A 1,443-nucleotide genomic window follows, 5' to 3' on the forward strand; every position below is an offset into this window, starting at 1 on the left:
ATCTTATTCGTTTAACTATAGATAGGATTATATGAGTGAAAAAGTCCATTTAGATTTTCTAAATGGATTTTTTTAGGTTTCTAGATACGACTACTGATAAAAATGGAACAAACTTGTTATTTAGGTTGTCTATTAAGTATACGTATAAAACAGGTGTTCATGATAATTCGCTCATTTTATCCCGCTATTTGCCAGGAAGTAAGATCCCCACCTCAAAATTCAGCGAAAGTAAAGAAGTTAGATGGGGGCCCTGCTGCCCGTAAAAGCCCGATTGGTGAGGGCTGATTAAAGTTTCACTTTATGGAAAGTGAGATGCAAGAAGAGTGATATCCGATAGACTTTTTCATTGTGTCGGTATGTATAACACCTAAAAAAACTATATATTCTTGAAAGAGGTTGAAAATGTATGATAGTCTTAAACAAGTTTTTTAACATTTTACATTACAAAAAGATGGTACCTGTAGTATTTCTTTCATGTGCAACGCTTATAGGCTGTTCCGATGGTAATACTCAATCTGAATCACTTAAACAAACGAAACAAACAAATCAAATCAAACAAGAAACTAATGGTAATGATTCTTTTGCTAAACTTGAAAAAGAATTTGATGCTAAACTTGGTATTTATGCATTGGACACTGATACGAATCAAACCGTTACGTATCAATCAGATAAACGGTTTGCATACGCATCTACTCACAAAGCTTTAGCTGTGGGAGTACTTTTACAAAAGAAATCAATAGAAGATCTAAATCAAAGAGTTTTGTATACTCGTGAAGATCTTGTTAATTACAACCCAATTACAGAAAAGTATGTTGATAGGGGCATGACTCTGAAAGAGCTTGCAGATGCTTCCCTTCGATATAGTGATAATACTGCACAAAATCTTATTCTTAAACAATTAGGTGGACCTAGTGAATTCAAAAAATCACTGAGAGAAATAGGAGATACCGTTACAAATCCTGAACGTTTTGAACCAGAGTTAAACGAAGTACATCCAGGAGACGTACATGATACTAGTACCCCAAAGGCATTAGCTACTAGTCTTCAGGCTTTTGCGTTAGGAGATGTACTTTCAACTGAGAAACGGGATTTATTAATAGATTGGATGAAAAGGAATACTACCGGAGACAACTTAATTCGTGCTGGAGTTCCAGGAGGATGGGAAGTAGCTGATAAGACGGGCTCGGGATCTTATGGAACCAGAAATGATATCGCAATTATTTGGCCACCAAATAAAAAGCCAATTGTTCTTGCGATACTTTCTAATCATGATAAAGAGGATGCTAAATACGATGATAAGCTTATTGCAGAAGCAACCAAAATAGCGCTGGGTGTCTTAAAAGCTAAAAATAAATAATAATAGTATTAGTTATTGAAATTTTCCTGTTTTTCCGTCACAATACTGTGACGGTCTTTTTGTGTATTTTACAAAGAATCGTCTTA

General features: G+C 34.9%; 1 protein-coding gene. It reads left to right on the plus strand.

The window, feature by feature from the left end; genetic code table 11:
* The first annotated feature begins 406 nt into the window (after positions 1 to 406).
* The gene (bla, locus tag ACQGS6_RS28430; RefSeq protein WP_025708667.1) at positions 407 to 1,357 is read left to right on the plus strand and encodes a class A beta-lactamase; all 951 of its coding nucleotides are present in this window, start codon (positions 407 to 409) and stop codon (positions 1,355 to 1,357) included.
* Positions 1,358 to 1,443 lie beyond the last annotated feature (86 nt).

It is taken from the genome of Bacillus sp. GMs2/2, assembly GCF_050172095.1.
Taxonomy (GTDB): domain Bacteria; phylum Bacillota; class Bacilli; order Bacillales; family Bacillaceae_G; genus Bacillus_A; species Bacillus_A cereus.